We start from the raw sequence: 3286 nt of genomic DNA, 5'->3' as shown, positions 1-3286 counted from the left end.
CGGCGCCAGCTCGTCGTTCAGCGCGTCGAGCACGTCGGTGACGCGCAGTTCCTTGATGTCGTCGACGGCGCCGGAAAAATCCTTCCAGAAGTCGCGCAGCACGTCCTTCCAGGCGAGCTTGCCATCGGAGATCTCGTCGAGCTTTTCCTCGAGCGAAGCGGTGAAGTCGTACTCGACATAGCGTTCGAAGAAGCTTTCGAGAAAGGCCGAGAGCAGCCGGCCCTTGGCCTGCGGCACCAGCTTGCGCCGGTCGATGGCGACGTAGTCGCGATCCTCCAGCGTCTTCAGGATCGCCGTATAGGTCGACGGCCGGCCGATGCCGAGCTCTTCCAGCTTCTTGATCAGTGACGCCTCGGAATAACGCGGCGGCGGCTCGGTCGTGTGCTGGGTAGCGTTGATCGCCTGGCGGGCAAGCTGCTCCCCGGCGCGGATCTCGGGCAGGCGGCGGCTTTCCTCGTCCTCCGCATCTTCGTCCTTCTGGTCGGTATAGGCGGCGATGAAGCCGTCGAAGCGCACGACCGAGCCGACCGCGCGGAGCTCGGCGGTGCGGGCGCCGTTGATCGCCTCGATCTCTACCGTGGTGCGCTCGATCTCGGCCGGCTGCATCTGGCTGGCGATGGCGCGCTTCCAGATCAGCTCGTAAAGCCGCGCCTGGTCGGCATCGAGATATTGCCGGACCGATGCCGGCGTGCGCTTGAAATCGGTCGGGCGGATCGCCTCATGCGCTTCCTGGGCATTCTTGGCCTTGACCGAATAGTAGCGCGGCTTCTCCGGCAGGTACTTCGCGCCGAACTCGCTCGCGATGGCGTCGCGCGCGGCCTCGATCGCCTCCGGCGCCATCTGCACGCCATCGGTTCGCATATAGGTGATGAGGCCGGCGGTCTCGCCGCCGACATCCATGCCTTCGTAGAGCTTCTGCGCCACCTGCATGGTGCGGTTGGCCGAGAAGCCGAGCCGCGAGGAGGCGGCCTGCTGCAGCGTCGAAGTGGTGAAGGGCGGGCCCGGATTGCGCTTGGTGGGCTTGGCTTCCACCGACAGCGCCTTGAAGGCAGCGCCCTCCAGCATCGCCTTGATGTCGTCGGCCTGCGCCTTGTTGGCGATGTCGAGCTTCTGCAGCTTCTTGCCGGCATAGGCGGTCAGCCGCGCCTCGAAGCTGTCGTTGCGCGGCGTGTCGAGGATGGCGGCGATCTGCCAGTATTCCTCGCGGATGAAGCGCTCGATCTCGGATTCGCGATCGCAGACGAGGCGCAGCGCCACCGACTGCACGCGTCCGGCGGAACGGGCGCCCGGCAGCTTGCGCCAAAGCACGGGGGACAGCGTGAAGCCGACGAGATAGTCGAGCGCGCGGCGAGCGAGATAGGCGTCGACCAGCGGCGCGTCGATCTGGCGCGGATTGGCCATGGCCTCGAGCACGGAAGACTTGGTGATGGCGTTGAAGACGACGCGGCTGACCGGCTTGTCCTTCAGCGCCCGCTTCTGCCTCAGTACTTCCAGCACATGCCAGGAAATCGCCTCGCCCTCGCGATCCGGGTCGGTGGCGAGGATGAGCCCGTCGGCGTCCTTGACCGCCTTGGCGATGTCGGCAAGCCGCTTGCCGGAGGCCGTGTCGACCGACCAGGACATGGCGAAGTCCTCGTCGGGACGTACCGAGCCGTCCTTGGCCGGCAGATCGCGGACATGGCCGAACGAGGCAAGGACCTTATAGTTCTTGCCCAGATATTTGTTGATTGTCTTCGCCTTGGCCGGCGATTCGACGACGACGACGTCCATAAGGTCTCTTATCAATTATGAGGCGGCGGAAGAACTCCGCAGCGCACGACGAAATCCCACTCTTTTCGTCGCTCACATGGCCGTGCTTTTGCGATCGGTCAAGGGGAAGGAGCCAATTTGCGGACCTGCCGCCAGCGATACACTCTTAGAGTGTATGGCGAAGATCACATTTTTTGGGGATGGGTGAAGGCCACGTCTCGCAGGCGGCGAGGTGGCAGGCTGCCAGCGGAGAATCGCCGGCAACCTGCCGATTCCTTCGAGAAAATTCAGTCGGCCGCGACGACGTGCCAGGCGCCGGCGACGCCTTCGCCGGTCATGTCGCCGGCTTTCTTGTCCTTGACGAAAGTGTAGACCGGCTTGCCGTCATAGGCCCACATCTTGGTGCCGTCGGTGCGCTCGACGATCGTCCACTCGTCATCGGCCTTAGCGCCGGCCTCGGCCTTCAGCGGCGGCCAGTTGGCGGCGCATTTGTCGTAGCAGTTGGATTTGCCCTTTTCGTCCTTGTCAAAGGTGTAAAGCGTCATGCCCATGGCATCGGTGTAGATCTTCTTGCCGCCGACTTCGGCTTCCTTCCATGCCTCGGCGGCGTGGGCCGCGGTGGCGCCAAGCAAAAGGGCCGCAAATCCGAGTGCGATCGATTTCATGGCAATCTCTCCCTGAGAACGGGCGCGCGGCAATCGCGCGCCTGCTCAGTCAACGCATGGGGGAGGCCGTTTCTTCCTGGCCGGGCGACCACATGCCACACAATGGTGATTGGCAGGGCGGCTTCGGCATCGCTATATCGGCGCCAGCACAATCTGGGCTCATGAAATGGCATTGGACATCGGCTATGTCAGCGCGGTCGGGGCGGGGGCCATCTCGTTCCTGTCGCCTTGCGTGCTGCCGCTGGTGCCGCCCTATCTCTGCTACATGGCCGGCGTCTCGGTCGATGATTTCCGCGGCAACCAGGGCGTGACGGCACGGGAGGGCGCGCGCGGCGCCCTGCTCTATGCTTCTATAGCCTTCGTGCTCGGCTTTTCCACCGTCTTCGTCGCGCTCGGGGCCGGCGCCTCGACCATCGGCCGTCTGCTGCGCGTCTGGCAGGAGCCGCTGGCGATGGTGGCGGGCGCGCTGATCATCATCATGGGGCTGAATTTTCTCGGCATCCTGCGCATTCCGCTGCTGTCGCGCGAGGCGCGCTTCCAGTCGCAGGGCAAGCCGGCCAACATGGTTGCGGCCTATGTCATGGGGCTCGCCTTCGCCTTCGGCTGGACGCCCTGCATCGGTCCGGTGCTCGGGCCGATCCTGACTTTAGCCGGCGGCCGCGAAACCGTGGGCGAGGGTGCAATGCTGCTCGCCGCCTACTCGCTCGGCCTCGGCATTCCCTTCCTGATCGCGGCGCTGTTTTCCGGCGCCTTCATGCGATTCCTCGGCAAATTCCGCGTCCATCTCGGTCGCGTCGAGAAAGTGATGGGCGCGCTGCTGGTCGTCGCCGGCGTGTTTTTCCTCACCGGCGGGGTGCAGAGAGCGTCCTACT

The 3286-nt window shown here is 64.6% G+C and carries 3 protein-coding genes; 1 reads left to right on the top strand and 2 read right to left on the bottom strand.

The genetic code is table 11. From position 1 onward, the window contains the following. Both topA and EOA29_RS30120 read right to left on the bottom strand, forming a co-directional pair. The coding region (gene topA / locus EOA29_RS30125) for a type I DNA topoisomerase (RefSeq protein WP_127222024.1) at positions 1-1770 on the bottom strand (1770 nt) is incomplete at its 3' end. 266 nt (positions 1771-2036) lie between these two features. Then, positions 2037-2414: a hypothetical protein gene (locus tag EOA29_RS30120; RefSeq protein WP_126093498.1), complete on the bottom strand. Its 378-nt coding sequence runs from the start codon at positions 2412-2414 to the stop codon at positions 2037-2039. A gap of 166 nt (positions 2415-2580) precedes the next feature. On the opposite strand from EOA29_RS30120, the gene EOA29_RS30115 reads away from it, so the two are divergent. Continuing rightward, a partial coding sequence (locus EOA29_RS30115) for a cytochrome c biogenesis CcdA family protein (RefSeq protein WP_145969870.1) occupies positions 2581-3286 on the top strand: 706 nt, incomplete at its 3' end.

The organism is Mesorhizobium sp. M1E.F.Ca.ET.063.01.1.1 (assembly GCF_003998155.1).
Lineage (GTDB): Bacteria > Pseudomonadota > Alphaproteobacteria > Rhizobiales > Rhizobiaceae > Mesorhizobium.
The sequence above is the reverse complement of the archived record's forward strand: the minus strand, read 5'-3'. Positions and strand labels throughout refer to the sequence as shown.

Bases quoted from the DNA above. Each gene is read 5' to 3' on its own strand.
- EOA29_RS30120 (WP_126093498.1), bottom strand. From the start codon at position 2,414: ATGAAATCGATCGCACTCGGATTTGCGGCCCTTTTGCTTGGCGCCACC.